Origin of the sequence: Streptomyces spiramenti, from assembly GCF_012034385.1 — a bacterium.
Lineage (GTDB): Bacteria > Actinomycetota > Actinomycetes > Streptomycetales > Streptomycetaceae > Streptomyces > Streptomyces spiramenti.
The window spans coordinates 15246-30189 of sequence record NZ_JAAVJB010000016.1 but is presented as its reverse complement, the minus strand read 5'-3'; the positions used below and the strand labels follow the sequence as shown (position 1 = coordinate 30189).

General features: G+C 73.5%; 13 protein-coding genes. 6 read left to right on the top strand and 7 right to left on the bottom strand.

Annotated elements, in window-relative coordinates:
• Nucleotides 1–306: 306 nt before the first annotated feature.
• Entirely contained in the window at nucleotides 307–960 is a 654-nt protein-coding gene (locus tag HCJ92_RS04010) for a hydrolase (RefSeq protein WP_167931996.1), read from the bottom strand.
• A 326-nt stretch (nucleotides 961–1286) separates the two neighbouring features.
• On the opposite strand from HCJ92_RS04010, the gene HCJ92_RS04005 reads away from it, so the two are divergent.
• Together HCJ92_RS04005 and HCJ92_RS04000 are read left to right on the top strand one after the other, a co-directional pair.
• Entirely contained in the window at nucleotides 1287–1754 is a 468-nt protein-coding gene (locus HCJ92_RS04005) for a MarR family winged helix-turn-helix transcriptional regulator (protein ID WP_167931995.1), read from the top strand.
• 208 nt (nucleotides 1755–1962) lie between these two features.
• Entirely contained in the window at nucleotides 1963–3336 is a 1374-nt protein-coding gene (locus HCJ92_RS04000) for a phosphoinositide-specific phospholipase C-related protein (RefSeq protein ID WP_167931994.1), read from the top strand.
• 156 nt (nucleotides 3337–3492) lie between these two features.
• On the opposite strand, the gene HCJ92_RS03995 is transcribed toward HCJ92_RS04000, so the two are convergent.
• Entirely contained in the window at nucleotides 3493–3906 is a 414-nt protein-coding gene (locus HCJ92_RS03995; RefSeq protein WP_167931993.1) for a MerR family transcriptional regulator, read from the bottom strand.
• Nucleotides 3907–4054: 148 nt separating this feature from the next.
• Between HCJ92_RS03995 and HCJ92_RS03990 the strand changes: the two genes are divergently transcribed.
• Complete coding sequence (locus tag HCJ92_RS03990) at nucleotides 4055–5164, top strand: oxidoreductase (protein ID WP_167931992.1); 1110 nt, start codon at nucleotides 4055–4057, stop codon at nucleotides 5162–5164.
• 110 nt (nucleotides 5165–5274) lie between these two features.
• Here HCJ92_RS03990 and HCJ92_RS03985 read toward each other — a convergent pair whose 3' ends face one another.
• A complete protein-coding gene (locus HCJ92_RS03985; RefSeq protein ID WP_167931991.1) occupies nucleotides 5275–5985 on the bottom strand; it encodes a class I SAM-dependent methyltransferase in 711 nt (236 codons plus the stop codon).
• Between the two features lie 189 nt (nucleotides 5986–6174).
• On the opposite strand from HCJ92_RS03985, the gene HCJ92_RS03980 reads away from it, so the two are divergent.
• The gene (locus HCJ92_RS03980; RefSeq protein ID WP_167931990.1) at nucleotides 6175–6606 is read left to right on the top strand and encodes an Rrf2 family transcriptional regulator; all 432 of its coding nucleotides are present in this window, start codon (nucleotides 6175–6177) and stop codon (nucleotides 6604–6606) included.
• 111 nt (nucleotides 6607–6717) lie between these two features.
• A complete protein-coding gene (locus HCJ92_RS03975; RefSeq protein WP_167931989.1) occupies nucleotides 6718–7134 on the top strand; it encodes a nuclear transport factor 2 family protein in 417 nt (138 codons plus the stop codon).
• A 27-nt stretch (nucleotides 7135–7161) separates the two neighbouring features.
• Here the strand turns inward: HCJ92_RS03975 and HCJ92_RS03970 are convergent, their stop codons facing one another.
• Together HCJ92_RS03970 and HCJ92_RS03965 are read right to left on the bottom strand one after the other, a co-directional pair.
• Nucleotides 7162–9141, bottom strand: a complete 1980-nt coding sequence (locus HCJ92_RS03970) for a TerD family protein (RefSeq protein ID WP_167931988.1) — start codon at nucleotides 9139–9141, stop codon at nucleotides 7162–7164.
• Nucleotides 9142–9351: 210 nt separating this feature from the next.
• A complete protein-coding gene (locus tag HCJ92_RS03965) occupies nucleotides 9352–9855 on the bottom strand; it encodes a hypothetical protein (protein WP_167931987.1) in 504 nt (167 codons plus the stop codon).
• Between the two features lie 959 nt (nucleotides 9856–10814).
• Between HCJ92_RS03965 and HCJ92_RS03960 the strand changes: the two genes are divergently transcribed.
• The gene (locus tag HCJ92_RS03960; RefSeq protein ID WP_167931986.1) at nucleotides 10815–12110 is read left to right on the top strand and encodes a hypothetical protein; all 1296 of its coding nucleotides are present in this window, start codon (nucleotides 10815–10817) and stop codon (nucleotides 12108–12110) included.
• A 707-nt stretch (nucleotides 12111–12817) separates the two neighbouring features.
• Here the strand turns inward: HCJ92_RS03960 and HCJ92_RS03955 are convergent.
• A complete protein-coding gene (locus tag HCJ92_RS03955) occupies nucleotides 12818–13909 on the bottom strand; it encodes an iron-siderophore ABC transporter substrate-binding protein (RefSeq protein ID WP_167931985.1) in 1092 nt (363 codons plus the stop codon).
• 64 nt (nucleotides 13910–13973) lie between these two features.
• Nucleotides 13974–14906: an ABC transporter ATP-binding protein gene (locus HCJ92_RS03950; protein ID WP_167931984.1), complete on the bottom strand. Its 933-nt coding sequence runs from the start codon at nucleotides 14904–14906 to the stop codon at nucleotides 13974–13976.
• Between the last annotated feature and the right edge of the window lie 38 nt (nucleotides 14907–14944).

Below are 14944 nucleotides of genomic sequence, written 5' to 3'. Positions count from 1 at the left end.
CCGCTGCGGGCGGTCGCCCGCACGCGTGGTTGTTGTCGTGAGGCGCGGCCCGGTGAGCGGGCGCGCCTGCCCGGCGTCAGCTCAGCAGTGAGCTCGGCCCGGGCGGACCGCGCAACGCCGTCGCTGAGCCGGACGGCGTCGCTCCGTGGTGCCGTTCTCACCCACGCGCCGCCGCCGGCCGTCCGAACCGGGCCGCCTCTCCGCCACTCGGTCCGACCGCCGCCGACCCCGCGTCGCCCCTGCCGGCCCGGAGCGGGCGCCCGTCTCTCGGCGTGGGCTCCTGCCCCGGCCCGGCGAGCGGTCGCCTCAGGCGCCGCGCTCGCGCCCGGCGAGGAGCTGGGTCTCCCAGGCGAAGGCGACGCCGGTGGCTCCGCCGTGGTGCGTCAGCACGTCCGTGGTGCCGGCCAGGGTCTTCTCGCGGGCCCAGTCGCGCTGCCACTCGGCGGCCACGGCCAGCCAGGTGATCGGCACCACGCCGGCCTGAGTCATCCGGCGCACCGCCATGTCGTGGGCCTCCGCCGAGGCGCCGCCGCAGGCGTCGGTGACGACGTGGACGTCGAACCCCTCGCCCGCGGCCTGGATGGCCGGCATCGCGACGCAGATCTCCGTCCACAGCCCGGCGATGATCAGCTTCTGGCGGCCGGTCGCCTTGACGGCGTCGACGACACGCTGGTCCTCCCAGGTGTTGATGAAGGTGCGGTCGATCGGCTTCTGCTCCGGGAACACATCCTGGAGCGCCTGGAGCAGCAGGCCGCCGCGGTCCTCCAGGACCGTCGTCAGGATGGTCGGGACGTCGAAGACCTTGGCTGCCTTGGCGAGGCCGACGGTGTTGTTGATGATCATCGTCGGCTCGTGGCTGTTCAGGTTGGCGAACTGGAACGGCTGGTGGTCGATCAGCACGAGGACGCTCTCCTCGGGCGTCAGCAGCGCGCCGAGTCCGGCCTTGTTCTCCGTGCTCATGGGGTTCCCTTCCGGAGCCTCACGTCCACGGCCCCCGGGCATCGCACCGGCCTGCCGGTGCCGCACCCGGGTCGCGCGGGGAGCGGCCAACTGCCACCCCGAACCATTTGGTTGACGCATCACCCAAACTAGGCGCTGATGATTGACACGTCAACCAATGCCCCGAGGGCCGGGTTCGCGACCATCGCAACAGCCCCATCGCCCCCACCCGACGCATCCGACCCGCGCGGCCGGTACCGCCCACCGGCCCACGACCGGCGCGCACGCCTCCGAAAGGCCGGGCCCTCGGGATGGATGCGACCCGAGCGATGTGGTTACGTTCCCCCATGAACGCAACGCCTCACTGGCTCGACCCCGAGCAGAAGGCGGCCTGGGACAGCTTCATCCGCATGCAGGAGACGCTCATCGGGCGGCTCTCCCGCCGCCTCCAGGCCGACTCCCGCATGTCCGCCGCCGACTTCGTCGTCCTGGCGGGCCTCACCGAGAGCGAAGGCGGGCGCATGCGGTTCCTCGACCTGACCAAGCGGGTCGAGTGGGAGAAGAGTCGGATGTCCCACCAGATCGGCCGAATGGCGAAACGTGGACTGGTGACGCGGGAGGAGTGCCCCGACGACGGACGCGGCGCGTACATCGTCGTCACCCCGGAGGGGTACCGGGCCATCGAGGAGGCCGCGCCGCTGCACGTCGAGCACGTCCGCCGGCTGTTCGTCGAGGCCATCACCCAGGAGGAACTCGACACCCTGGGCCGCATCTCGGCGCGCGTCCTCGCGCACATGGAGCGGCAGCCCGACTGACGGCGGTCGCGAAACCCGACGGCAGTCGCACCCGCCACCGCCGAGCCGCGGACGGCAGTTCCCCACGCGCTCCGCAAGGCCGGGATTCCCGACGAACTCCGTTCGGCGGTACCGGATCTCATCCGTGGTTCACCCGACCGTGGCCGGAGTGTGCGACCTTCACGCCGGGCGCCACCGCGCCCGACCCCCCGGCTGAGGGAGAACCACTGTGCGTGCCCGATACACGGCCACCGCCTGGTGTGCCGCACTCGCCCTGTCCGCACTCGCCGTTCCGGCAGCCGCCGACGACGGTATCGCCGACCTGGCCGCGCCGCCGACCGGCGGGGCGCTCTACGTCCAGAACGTCGCCGGCGGGAACCACCTGTCGTCCTCGGGGTCCTGGGTGACGACCAACCGGCCACGCGGCGACGAGGACCGCCAGCACTGGGAGTTGGACGCCAACGCGGACGGCACCCACAAGTTCCGGGTCGCCGGAGCGGCGGACGCCTGCCTCACCGAGGAGCGCGGCGCAGCCGGAAACGCCCGACTGAACGTCGGCCCCTGCGGCGCAGCCGCGACCGACTGGGAGGTCCGGGAGGTGACCGCGGACCGCTACCGAATCCAGGCACGTGACTCCGGCCGGCGACTGGTCGGCGCGGCGGGGCACGGCGCGCTCGCCGAAGCGCGGGCCACCGCCTCCGACGGCCCCGCACAGGACTGGTACCTCACACCGGTCTCCCCGCCACGCGCACCGATGCCGGCGACGCCCCGCCTCGACGAGGTCACGTTCCTGACGACGCACAACGCGATGCACAACACCGAGGACCAGCCAGGGTTCCTCGTGGCGCCGAACCAGCCGCACGCCGTCACCACGCAACTGCGGGCCGGTGCGCACGCCTTGATGCTCGACGCCCATCACGCCTCGGGCCGGGTGCGGCTGTGCCACGACATCCCGGTGCTCGGGAACTGCTCGCGCGCCCGCCCCGCAGCGGACTTCTTCGCGGACATCGCCGCGTTCCTGGCGGAGGACCGCGACGCGGTGGTCACCGTCTTCCTGGAGGACTACGCCACCGCCGACCAGTTGCGCGCCGAACTCGGCGGGGTACTCGGGGAGGGGGGCGCGCTGGCGGACCGGGTGTTCCGTCCCGACGCCGCCGGGGTGCGGCAGGACGGCTGGCCCACCGTCGCGTCCCTGCGGGAGACCGACCGGCGCCTGCTGCTGTTCACCAGCGACACCGCGGCGTCTTCGCGGACCAACGGCAAGAACGTCCTCGGGTTCATGAGCCAGCGCGACTGGACGGTCGAGAACCACTGGTCCATGGGTGGCGGGCTCGGCACCGGCGACTGGAGCTGCCACAGCCGCTGGGACGACATCCCGCTCTCCCGCCAGGAGGACGGCTTCCAACGGCTCTTCGTGATGAACCACTTCCGCGACGTGCCGATGGCGCCCACCTACCGCACCGACAACGAGAAAGTGCTCAACCGCGCGGAACGCTTCTGCGCACCGGCAGCCCGCACCAAGCCCAACTACCTGGCGATCGACCAGTACCGCGACGGCGACCCGATGGCCGCGGTCACGGCCCTGAACCGCTACGTGCACTGACCGCCCCACCACCGAAGCCACCCGCGCCGACGCCGTCCACCGGTCGGCGCGGGTGGCCGCACACCCCCGGCCGCGGCTTCCGCCGTCCGGCACGGCGCCCGGTCGCCAGGCCGGCCGGTGCCCACCCGGCAGCGGTGGGGCGGGGCGGGGCGCGCGTCAGCCCGCCGGGACGAGGGCGCGGTGGGCGGGGGCCGGCTCGGTCGACGTGCCGGGCAGGTGATGGTGGCAGGTGCCGGCGGCGGCGATCAGCGCGTCCAGCGATTCGAGGGTCCGCCCCAACTCCGCGATGTGACGCGCGAGTTTTTCTCGCTCCTCCGCCAGTCGCGCCTGCGCCTTGCCGCTGTTCTCCTCGCTCGGCCGCTCCAAGCAGGGCAGCAGTTCGGCGATGGTGCGGCTGGAGATGCCGGCGGCGTAGAGGCGCTGGATGAAGTGGACCCGCTCCACCTGCTCCTCGTCGTAGGTGCGCTGTCCACCGGCGCTGCGCGAGCTGGCGAGCAGCCGCTGGTCTTCGTAGTAGCGCAGCGAGCGCACGCTGACACCGGTCCGACCTGCCAGTTCACCGATTCGCATGCGGTCCTCCTCCGGCCTGTCGGCCGCTTTCGGGCGGGGCCGCTCGGAGTGAGCCGCACCACATGGCTTGCATCTGACGTCAATGTCAGGTTCTAGCTTAGCGGTGTGCCCACCTCCGGGCGCAACGGCCAACCCTCAGGAGCCTGTTGTGACCTCCCTGCTCAGCCCGTTCCAGCTCGCCGGCCTGACTCTCCCCAACCGCGTCGTCATGGCGCCGATGACCCGGGTCCGCGCGACGGCAGACGGGCTCGCCACCTCCCGGATGGCCGCGTACTACGCCCAGCGGGCGACTGCGGGGCTGATCATCACCGAGGGCGTGCAGCCCAGCGCGGTCGGCCAGTCCAACCCGGGCACGCCGGGGCTGCACAACGACGAGCAGGTCGACTCCTGGCGGCAGGTGACCGACGCCGTGCACGTCAACGGCGGTCGTATCTTCGCCCAGTTGATGCACGGCGGCCGGGTCTCCCACCCCGACACCACGGGGTTGCAGCCGGTCGGCCCGTCGGCCGTCGCCGGTGAGGGCGACGTCTTCACCCCGACCGGCCCGCAGCCGATGCCTGTGCCCCGCGCGCTGACCACGGCGGAGGTGGTCGAACAGGCCGCCTCGTACGCCGAGGCCGGTCGCAGGGCGGTGGACGCCGGGTTCGACGGGGTCGACGGGGTCGAGCTGCACGGCGCCAACGGCTACCTGATCTCGCAGTTCCTGTCTGACACCGCCAACCTGCGGACCGACCGCTACGGCGGATCGATCACCAACCGCATCCGGTTCGCGGTGGAGTCCGTCGCGGGAACCGTGGACGCGATCGGGGCCGCGCGCACCGGTATCCGGCTCTCCCCCGGCGCCAACTTCTGGGGTGCCACCGACGGAGAGACCAAGGAGCTGTACACGGCACTGCTCACCGAACTCGCCACCCTGGAACCGGCGTACATCCATGTCGAGGCCACCGCCGAAGACGCGTTGCTCCGCGAGCTCCGCCGCGTGTGGCCGGGTGCGCTCATCATGAACCCGTCGCTGCCCACGGGCTCCAAGCCGACGAACCGGGAGGACGCCGACCGCTGGCTGGGTCTGGGAGCCGAACTGATCAGCTTCGGTCGGGCGTTCATCTCCAACCCGGATCTGGTGGAGCGGCTCCGGGCCGAGCTGCCGATCGAACCGTTGGACATGGCGGCGCTCTACCAGGGCGGCAACGACGGCTACCTCACGTACAACGCCTACCAGTATCCCTCGGAGGCGGCATCCGTCCCGGTCGCCGCCTGACACGGACCGCCCGGCAGGCGGCCGGGCAGCCCGGCGGACGGCGGCTCGGCCCGGGTCGGGGGGGCACCCCGGTCCGAGCCGCCGTCCGCACCGGTCCCGCACGGGCCGGTTCAGGGTCGGCGCAGCCGGAGGGCGAGGAACATCGGCTGTTGGTGGGTCTTCCGCCACCGGCGCTCGTCCGCCACCCGCGCCGCGTCGGTACCGCGGGGCTCCCGCAACCGCTCCAGCACGAAGCCGGCAGCCAGCAGCTCCCCGATGACGGTCTCCAAGGTGAGCCGCCGGTAGACGAGCGCATGGCCGCCGTCCCCCATCGGGAGCCGGACGCGCTCCTCGTCGAAGTAGGAACCGCCGAAACCCACCCAGTCGCCGGTCGGGTGGGTGGTGGAGAGTACGAGCGCCCCACCGGGGCGCAGCACCCGGTGGACCTCCGCAAGGAACTCCGTGCGGCGCTCCAGATGGTGGTGGACCAGTGCCGCTACGGCGAGGTCCGCCGAGCCGTCGGAGAGGAAGCCCAGCGGCTGTTCGAGGTCGTGGAGGTGGAGCGCGACCCGCCCGGCGGGCGCGGACGCCAGGCGCTCCCGGGCGGCGTCGAGCAGGGAGGCGCTGCCGTCGACACCGGTGACGGCCGCAGCACCGCGTGCCACCAGCTCGGCCGCGTAGTGCCCTGCCCCGCAGCCGAGGTCGAGGACGTGCAAGTCCGTGACGTCACCGACCAGTTCGAGCATCGCGGGACGGTCGGTGTGGGCGTTGTACGCACTGTCGGTGGCCTGGGCGGCGAACAGTTCACCCAGCGGTCCGTGATAGGCGGTCTCGGCAGTCATCGGGACATCGTCGCAGGCGGGGGCCGTCGAGACGACAGGGTTCCTCGCCAGACCCGGACGCGGGCAAGACCCCGGGCCGGGGCCGGGGCCACGGCTCCCGGGGACGGTACCCCGGCAGCACACTTGCCGGACACGGACGTAACCTTTACGGTTACGACGAACGGCGGCGACGGACAGGCGGGGGCGAGCATGAGCGCCAACAGCAGGCTGACCATCGCAGCCCACTCGCTCACCTGGATCGGGCTGTACCAGCGACGCGGCCACGAGGTCGCCACCTCGGAGCAGATCGCGACCAGCGTCAACACCAACCCCGTCGTCATCCGGCGCCTGTTGGGCGAGCTGCGCGGGGCCGGCCTGGCCGACTCACGGCGCGGGGCCGGGGCGGGCTGGACCCTCACGCGCGACCTGGCGACGATCACCCTGCTCGACGTCCACCGGGCGGTGGATCCGGGGCCGGTCTTCGCCCTGCACCGGGCGGCCCCGGACCCCGCCTGCGTGGTGGGCCGCGGCATCGGACCGGTGATCAAGGCCGTGTACGACGACGTGGAGGCCGCCATGCAGCGGGAGTTGGCGCGGACGACCCTGGAGGACGTCCTGCGTGACATCCTCCGAGCCGACTGACCGCACCCCTCGATGCGACGCCGGGCGCTCCGTCGGGCCGTGAAGGTAACAGCAACAGTTACACCCAATGCCGGCCGGTGCCACGGTCGGCCCACACCGAGGACGGGAACGATGACAGCAGACACCCAGAGCCCACGGGCCGTGGTCGAGGAGTTCCTGCGGCACCTCGACCGACAGGACGCCGACGCCATCCAGCGACTGTTCGCGGCGGAGATCGACTGGTACGTCCCCGGCAGTGCGGCGCTGCCCTGGACCGGACGCCGGACCCGCCGGGAGGAGGTCGCGCCGTACTTCACCACGATGTGGCCGCACTTCACGCCCGGGAGGAGCACCGTCACCCTGGAGCGGTTCATCGTCGACGGCGGTGACGTGGTCCTGCTGGCCGTCTTCACGCACACCGTGCTGGCCAACGGAAAGGAGTTCACGACGCCGGTGGCCATGCACCTGGTCGTCGACGACGGCAGGATCGTCCGCATGCACCTCTACGAGGACACACTGACGGTGGCCGAGGCGCTGCGGGCCGACTGAGCCGCCCGTCGGGGCGAGGCGGGCCGTTCAGCCGTCGGCCACCTCCACGCCGTAGCCGCGGGCCAGAGAGACCAGGCCCGTGTCGTAGCCCTGGCCGACGGCACGGAGCCGCCACACCGGACCGCGGCGGTACAACTCGGCCAGCAGCAGCGTACGTTCCGTGGTCGAGGCGTCGAGAGTGGCCTGCGCCAACGGCGCGGCGCCCGGACCGGGCGCGGCGAGCAGGTGGACCGCGCCGACGTCGCCGAAGGTGGCGTCCCCGTCGATCGCGGCGGCCAGCACCACCTTGCGGGTGGCGGGCGCGAGCGCGGAGAGCTCCACGGCCACCGTCTGCTCGGTGGGTCCGTCCGCGAGCAGTCGGACGGAGCCGTCGGGGCACTCCGGGGCGCCGTAGAAGACGAAGTCCTCGTCGGCTCCCACCTGCTCGTCCTCGTCGACGGCGAGGGCGACGACGTCGATCTCGCAGCGGGTCTGCTGCGCCCAGGAGACGGTCAGGTCCCAGCCGGTGCCCGCGGCGGCGACGGGGAGGTCGATGACCGCACCGAGGGAGAGGATGTGCGGGGTGTGCGGGACGGTTTCCGACGGCAGGGCGGCGGGCGGCGGGGAGTCGAGCCAGCGGGGCCCGTGCACCGGCAGCCCCAAGGCGCCGATCCGCCGCATCCGGCGGTCCTGCTCGCCGCCGGGCAGCGTCACGACGTCGCTCACGCTCGCGGAGAGGTTGATGGCGGCCCCGCCGCCGAGCGCCGTGACCCGGGCCCGCGCTCGGGCCGTCTCCTCGTGGACACCGCCGAGGACGAGGACCCGGCGGCCGATCAGCGGCTGCTCGATGGTCGGGACGCGGCCCCCGCCGGGCTGCCGGCTTCCCGGCCGCGGCACGGGCGCCGCCGCCTCCGGTGCCGCGCGGTCGGGGACACCGGCCGCAGCGGCTGGGGCGGGGTCGGCAACGACGACGGCGACCGGGGCGGCCCTCACCGGCGAGTCGGTTCCCTCAGGCTCGGTCGCCGCTGGCTCGGCTGCCGGTGGTTCGACGGTGGGCGCGGCTGCCGGCGGCACGCGGGCGGCGGGGACGGCTGCGACCTGCAGGTCGTGGCGGGCCCCTGGCCGAACGTCCGCCAGCAGCGAGAGGAAAGTGCGCTCGTCCACGACGGGGACCCCGGCGGCGACGGCACGCCGGGCCTTGCCGGACCCCGAGCCGAGGTCATTGGTGACCAGGACGCTGGTGTGGCGGCTGACCGAGTTCATCAGGTTCAGACCGGCGGCGACGGCACGGGCGCCCAACTCGGCGCGCGGCGTCGCGGTGTCGCCGGTGATCGCGACCTTCATGCCCTGTGCCAGCGGTCCGCCCGGCGCGAGCGGGCCGGGGTTGCGGAACGCGCAGGGCTGCTTGCGGGGCTGCGGGGCGAACTGGGCTTCCTGGCGCGGCGGGCAGGCCACCAGAGGCAGCTCCAGGCCGAGGTGGCGGGCCTCGCCGAGGGTGGCGCGGAGCACGCCCTCCAGCACCCGGGTGTCGTCCCCCGCGTCGTGCGGGGCGAGCTGGGTGACGCCGTAGTGGGCGGCGAGCGTGCCCAGTTTCAGGTTCTCGGTCGGCGGGTCCACGCGGCGGTTGAGAGCCAGGGTGCAGAGCCGCTGCGCCACCGGGAGAAACTGGCCCGCGCGGGCGAACTCGTGGGCCAGGAAGTCGTAGTCGAACTGCGCGTTGTGCGCGACCATCACGCGGTCGCGCAGCAGCGCCGCCACGCGGTCCAGCACGAGGTCGAACGTCGGTGCGCCGCGCAGGCGTTCGGAGGTCAGCCCGTGGATCTCCACCGCCCCCGGGTCGCATCCGGGGTCGAGGAGGGTGGCGAACTCCCCGGTCCGCCGCCCGTCCCGGTCGAGCGTGATCACCGCCAGCGACAGGACGCGGTCGCGTCGCGCCACCAGGCCGCTGGTCTCCACGTCGACGAGTGCCCACTCATACGCGTAGCTGCGCAGTCCCGCCCCGTCCGGGGCCTGCAAAGGGACGGTCATGACCACAGGATGTTCACATCACGGTGATCTCCGTGGCGGAACGGCGATTTGCGGTGGCTTGTCACCCGTGACGCAGGTGGGCGCCTGCCGCCCGGGGCCGTCACAACCCTCGGGCGGCAGGGGATCGGACCCCCGCCCCGACGGGCGGGGAGGGCTCCCTCAGAGCGCGTGTGAGACCCCGCGCGGATCAGCTCGCGGCGTCAGATGCGGTCAGCTGCACGGCGGAGGGGCGCCCTCATACCGGGTCACACTCGGGCGTTCCTGACAACTCAGCAGATGGCCGTAGCTGGCGTCGCGGGCCCGGCGTGGGGTCTCAGTCACGCTCTCAGCCGGGTCGGCCACCAGCCGCAGCCGCGCCGGGGCGCCGGCGGCGCGCGCGTGACGGGTGGCTCCGGGGCCGAGGCGGACCGTGGCGCCGGCCCGGCGCGGTGCCGCAGCAGGGCGGCGACGCGCTACGGGCGGGTGGCTCTCGTCGGCGCGGTGGTCCCGGGCGGTGGTCGCCTCCTCGCGCGCCGCGCGCTCCGCCACCCCGTGGACGGCGCGGAGTCCGCCCCGTTCGGCACCGAATCCGAACCCGTCCGGCAGCTCGGGCCCCGTCGTCGGCTCGGCGACGAGGTGGGTGGCGGCAGCGACGCCGTGCTGGTCGAGGCTGACCCGGAACACGGTCCTGCCGTCCTTGGTCTCGACCGGCTGCACGTGGAACGCCATGGGCATGGGGGAGTTACCTCTCGGAACGAAGCTGGTGGGGGTGGGGCGGAGGCGGCCCGAAGGACCGCCGAAGGAGGGACACCGCACGGTGCGGATGCGTCGGGCTGTCGCTGCAAACGACAGCGGGACCTTCGACCGGCCACCCGCGCACGGTCGCCCGCTGCCGGATCCCGGCCGCGGCCACCGACGCCGGGGCCGGTGACGCCGGCACCGAGCCGAACGACCGCAGCGGAATACCCCGAGGTCACAGGAGTCCACGCACCGCTCGGCGGGTGACACCGACCGGCTCGACGATCCGGCCGAACACCGCTTCACCATGATGCGCAGATCCCATCCGGCGTGGGTGACAAGGCCCGGTTCGCGGCGCGGACGGCCAGCTGGCCGCGATCGCGGTGCGCAATCCCGCGCGATTGCATCGCAGGTCACGGCGGGTGAGGCCCCCCGCATCGACGGTTCCCGACGGCGACGGACGGCGTTTTCGCACATTCGTGCCCCGGGTGGATCCCCTCGGGGGCGCCTGGCCCACTCCCCTGCGACGCGCCCCAGCTCACCACCGCTCATCCCACCCGAGAGGCGAACGCGCTGCCCACGCGGTTGACCACTCAGCTCGTCCATGCGCGCCCCTGTCGCACACCCGTGGCACCTCGGCGACGCAGCAACCGTGGCCCCGCAGCCCCCTGCGCGACGCGGCGCCGGAACCGCCGGACGGGACAGTGCGCCGCGACGGGTACGGGCCCGGGTCACGGGCGGTGCGGGGCGGAGCGAGAACGCGCGATCAGGGGGGCGCCCCTGCCGAGGAGGCGGCGGACGATGTGCGACGGGGCGTGCGGGACGGGCGGTGCACCTGGTGCGTGTCGGTCAACTGGCGGGCGGTTCCCGCCAAGTTCGCCCCTGGCTCCCCGTAGGGCCTTCACCACGACAAACTACTCATCGCAGTTGTCCGACCACGACCGACGGAGGTCCATGTGTCCCGTAGGGACAACGACATCGTGCCGATCCTGATCGACACGAAGAACGAGATGAAGCGCGCGATCGACGGCCTCGACAGCCGGGTGGGCGACCTCGACCGGGAACTGCGCACGACGCTGCGGGGCGCGATCGCGGAACTCCGCAGCGGGCCGCTGGCCGATCTGAAGACCTCCCAGCGCGAGATCCGCACCATCGCCGGGAACGCAGGGCGCAGCGCGGGGGACGCCGCAGCCGCTGTCGACGAACTCCGCGACGACGTGGGCCGGTTGCGGTCCGGCTTCGCGTCGCTCCAGCGCGACGTGTCGGAGCTGCGATCCCTGTTGTCCACCGCCGTGGCGGCCCCCGTCGGCGGCCCCTCCGGGTGGGACGGGCCGGTACCGGTCGGCGGGGCGACGACGGAGGTGGACGCCGACGCCCGCGTCGCACATCTCGCCGTGGTACCGGCTCAGGCCGCCGCCCCGCCGGAGGAGTCCCTGCCGAAGGCCGTGGCCGATGCCGCCCTCGGGGGTGACGCCGAGGGCGGCGGTGCGGAACCGACGAGGGTCGAGGCCGCCGATGCATCCGATGACGCCGAGCCCGCCGGCCGGCCCGGCGGGGCGGACAGCGACCGCGCCACGGCCGACGAGGGCCACAACGGCGACCGCGACGTCCGGCACGCCGAGGCGGCGGACGCGGAACCGGCCTGCGCGGCCGACGTCGACCACGCCGCCGCCACCGAACCGGACTCCCCCGACGGCCGGTCGGGCGGTGCCGAAGCCGGTGCCCAGGCCGACGCCGGTACCGCCGCCGACGGGGGACGCGACCGGGGCGGGGAACGCGACCCCGGCGGGGCGGAGCGGCGGCAGGCGACGGACCGACTCGACCGCCCGTGCTGGGAGTTGGACGGCGACGAACCGCGCGTCTTCACCACCGGCGGCCTGCAGCGCGCCATCCTGCGGGCGAGCAAGGTGGCGTCGGCCACGCTCACCTGCCACCCGGACACCTGGGAGTTCGTGACGTCGAAGACGGGCGGGCACCCGCACTTCCGCACTCCGACGACGACGGGGACGGAGAGCGGCCTCGTGGCCGCGCACCTCTCGGGACGCTCGCTCGTGGCGCTGCTGCTCACCCTGCACAGGGTGGCGGTGACCCCGCTGGAGACGGGGTGCGACGAGGACCTGACCAAGCGCTCCGACTGGGCGATGGCCGCGCAGGTCTACGGCACGACGGCCGAGGTGCTGCGCCACACCCTCACCGACGGCACCGCCCCGGTCGTCATCACCATCGACAACCGCCTGCACAACCTGCCGTAACCGCGGCGGACGCGCGGTGAGCGACGAGGCCACACCCCCGGCCGCAGGAGGCCGCCCCACACCCGGCGGCCCTCCCTCCCCCGCTCGGCCCCTCTCCCGCCCCGCCCGCGGGCCGACGCCGAGGGGCGCGGCGACACGTTTCGGCCGCCCGCTCCGGGAGCGGGCTCGACCGCGGCGGCTCCGGCGTCGTCCCCGGCTCCCTCAGCTCTTCTTGCGCCGTCGTCGGGCCACGTCGTATGCGGACCACGCCCCTTGGTGGTCCTGGCACCGGGCGGTGCCGGGGACCACGTACCGGCGGCAGCGCGTGCCCGCCTTCGTCCGTCCGCAGCATCGAGTCCTCATGCGCAACCTCCGCCGTGACCGCCCGCACCGCGCGCGGGCTCGCAGCGGACAGCCTGGTCGGCCGGGCTCGCTCGGTGCAGGCGCGAACGGGGTGCACCGGGGTCGCGGGGCCGGCCCTCCCCCCGGATCGCGCCTCACCGGCCGCCGTCGCGCTCGCCGGTCCCGCCTCCTGGCGGGCCCCCAACTCCGGGTGGCCGGCCGGGGCGGGCAGCGGACGGTGCGGCCCATCGGGGCGACACACGCGAACCGGCGGTGGCCCGGCACGTGTTGTGCCGGGCCACCGCCGGGCGGCCGGGTCGCGCGGGTGCCGCTCGGACACAGCTCGGGTGCCGCTCGGATGCTCGGGCGCCGCGGGTGCGACCGGGTTACTCGCTGCCGCCGTTGAGTGCTTCGGCGAAGAGCGGGGCGACCTTCTCCAGCGCGAACGGCACCGAGAGGATCGTCTCGGTGGCGAAGGCGGTGCTGATGCCGTCGGTGCTGTCGATGATCAGCGAACGGCCGTCCTCGACCGCCGGGATGGCCTGGAACAGCGAGTCGTCGGCGATCTCGTCGGCCTCGATCCCGATGGGCGCGATGATCACCAGGTCTGCGTCGAGCATGTTGAGGTTCTCGCGGGAGACCTCGATGGAGAAGTCGTCGGTGGCCTGCTCCTGGACCTGCTCGTTGTTGACGAGCCCGAGGCGCTCGACGAAGTCGACGCGACCGGTGCCGCGCACGTAGGCGCCGTAGCCGTTGGAGGTGCGGGAGCCGACGGTGACCGACTTGCCCTCGAACTCGGGGTACTCCTCGACGGCGGCCTCGAACGCGGCGTCGACCTCGGCGAGCAGTTCCGCACCCTTCTCGGGCATGCCGAGCGCGGCCGAGATCATCTCGGTCTGGGTCCGGTGGGAGGTCAGGTAGTTGTCGCCGCCCTCGGGGACGCCGACAGTGGTGGCGATCTTCGACAGCGTGTCGTAACGCTCCTGTGCGCCGCTGGACTTGACGTCGATGATCAGGTCCGGGTCGAGCGCGGCGATCTTCTCGAACTCCGGCTCCAGCGTCCCGATGATCTCCGGGCTCTCCTCGTAGAGCCCCTCGGCCCAGGGGCCGACGCCGTCGCCGCCGAAGGCGAGCCAGTCGCTGGCGCCGATCGGCTGCTCGCCGAGGGCGAGGACGGTCTCGGCGTCACCCCAGCCGAGGGCGAGGATGCGCTGCGGCTTCTCCTCGATGGTGATCTCGCCGAACTTGGTCTGCACGGTGGCGGGGAACGCGCCGTCGGTGGTCTCCGAGGAGCCGGTGTCGCCGCCGTTGTCACCGGCGGTGTCGTCGCTGTCGGCGTCGGAGCCGCAGGCGGTGAGCGACATGAACAGCATCGGTGCGGCGAGGGCCGCGGTCAGCCGGGTGAGGCGGCTGAGCGGGCGGCGGGACCGCCGGTCGGCGGTGCGGGTGCCGGGGACGGCTATGGCTGCGTGGCGCATCGGAATCTCTCGTGTGGGTGGAACGGCAAGGTCGGTGCGGGCGGCGGGTGTCGGCGCCCGGCGGTCAGTCGGGGCGGTCAGCGTGGTCGGCGGGCGAGGCGCCGCACCGGTGGCAGGCGTCCGCGGGCAGCGGCTCGGCGGCCCGCGCGGCCGGTGGGGCGGCGGCTTCGGCGGCCGGTGTGTCGGAGGTGCTCGGCCGGGCGCCGTGGTGGCGGCCGGCGGGCACGATCAGCGGGGTCGCGGAGACCGGGTCGATCGCGACCGTGCACTCCAGGCCAAAGACCTCCCGCACCAGGTCGGCGTTCATGATCTGCGAGGGCGGGCCTTCGGCGACGACCGAGCCGGCGCGCAGCGCGACGAGGTGATCGGCGTAGCGGCAGGCGAGGTTGAGGTCGTGGAGGACGGCGACGACAGTCGTGCCGTACTCGTGGTTGAGATCGGTGACCAGATCCAGGACGTCGAGCTGGTGGGTGACGTCGAGGAAGGTCGTCGGCTCGTCGAGCAGCAGAATGTCGGTGCGCTGGCAGAGCGCCATCGCGATCCAGACGCGCTGCCGCTGCCCGCCGGATAGCGCGTGGACGGGTCGGTCGGCGAGGTCGAGGATGCCGGTGTCGGAGAGGGCGCGGGCGACGGCTTCGTCGTCCTCGGGGGTCCAGCGGCGGAACCAGCCCTGGTGCGGGTACCGGCCGCGGCCGACGAGGTCCTGGACGGTGACGCCGTCGGGGGCGACGGGGTTCTGCGGGAGGATGCCGACAACCCGGGCGACGTCCTTGGTGGGCGTCTCGCTCAGGTCGCGGCCGTCGAGGAGGACGGCACCGTCGGTGGGCGCCAGAAGTCGGGCCATCGACCGCAGCAGCGTCGACTTACCGCAGGCGTTGGGTCCGACGATCATCGTGATGCGGCCGGGCGGGATGTCGAGGCTGAGCCGGTCGACGACGGTGCGGCCCTCGTAGCCCAGGCTGACCTCGCGTGCCTGGAGGGTGCGTTCCTGGATCATGGCTGGCTGCTGTCCTCTCCCCGCGTCACGCGGGACGG

Coding starts and splice junctions, on each gene's coding strand:
- HCJ92_RS03985 (WP_167931991.1), bottom strand. CDS start 5,985: ATGACTGCCGAGACCGCCTATCACGGACCGCTGGGTGAACTGTTCGCC.
- HCJ92_RS03980 (WP_167931990.1), top strand. CDS start 6,175: ATGAGCGCCAACAGCAGGCTGACCATCGCAGCCCACTCGCTCACCTGG.
- HCJ92_RS03950 (WP_167931984.1), bottom strand. CDS start 14,906: ATGATCCAGGAACGCACCCTCCAGGCACGCGAGGTCAGCCTGGGCTAC.
- HCJ92_RS03975 (WP_167931989.1), top strand. CDS start 6,718: ATGACAGCAGACACCCAGAGCCCACGGGCCGTGGTCGAGGAGTTCCTG.
- HCJ92_RS03955 (WP_167931985.1), bottom strand. CDS start 13,909: ATGCGCCACGCAGCCATAGCCGTCCCCGGCACCCGCACCGCCGACCGG.
- HCJ92_RS04010 (WP_167931996.1), bottom strand. CDS start 960: ATGAGCACGGAGAACAAGGCCGGACTCGGCGCGCTGCTGACGCCCGAG.
- HCJ92_RS04005 (WP_167931995.1), top strand. CDS start 1,287: ATGAACGCAACGCCTCACTGGCTCGACCCCGAGCAGAAGGCGGCCTGG.
- HCJ92_RS03965 (WP_167931987.1), bottom strand. CDS start 9,855: ATGCCCATGGCGTTCCACGTGCAGCCGGTCGAGACCAAGGACGGCAGG.
- HCJ92_RS03970 (WP_167931988.1), bottom strand. CDS start 9,141: ATGACCGTCCCTTTGCAGGCCCCGGACGGGGCGGGACTGCGCAGCTAC.
- HCJ92_RS03995 (WP_167931993.1), bottom strand. CDS start 3,906: ATGCGAATCGGTGAACTGGCAGGTCGGACCGGTGTCAGCGTGCGCTCG.